We start from the raw sequence: 536 nt of genomic DNA on the forward strand, positions 1-536 counted from the left end.
CGGCACCCTCACCGGCCGTCCGGGCATCGCCCTGCTGACCCGCCTCGCCCTGCTCCTGGCGGCGGCGGTCGTCCTGGTGCCGCTCCTGCGGCACCGCACCCCCCGGGCCCGCCTGGCGGCCGGCGCGGCCGTCTCCCTCGCCCTGGCCCTGACCTGGGCGGCGGCCGAACACGCCTCCGCCGGCATCCAGGTCCCCCTCGCCATGGCGTCGTCCGTGCTCCACCTGCTGGCGACGGCGTGCTGGCTCGGCGGCCTGACCGCCCTCCTCCTCACCCTCCACCGCGCGAAGACCCCGCCGCCGGCCGCCACGGTCACGCGCTTCTCCCGCCTGGCCCTCGCCTCGGTGACCGTCCTCGTCGTCACCGGCGTCTACCAGTCCTGGCGCGGCCTCGGCTCCTGGTCCGCCCTCACGGAGACGGCATACGGCCGGACCCTGACCGTCAAACTCGCCGCGACGCTCTTCCTGCTCCTGGCGGCGGCCCTGTCCCGCCGCTGGACGGCCCTCCTGGCGACACCGGCGGGGGGGGGGGGGGGAC

General features: G+C 77.8%; 1 protein-coding gene. It reads left to right on the top strand.

Going from position 1 to position 536, the window contains the following annotated elements; genetic code table 11:
* Window positions 1-536, top strand: a 536-nt coding sequence (locus B7767_RS43425; protein WP_143653038.1) for a CopD family protein, incomplete at both ends; no start/stop codon positions are given.

Origin of the sequence: Streptomyces sp. 13-12-16 (assembly GCF_002114215.1) — a bacterium.
GTDB lineage: Bacteria > Actinomycetota > Actinomycetes > Streptomycetales > Streptomycetaceae > Streptomyces.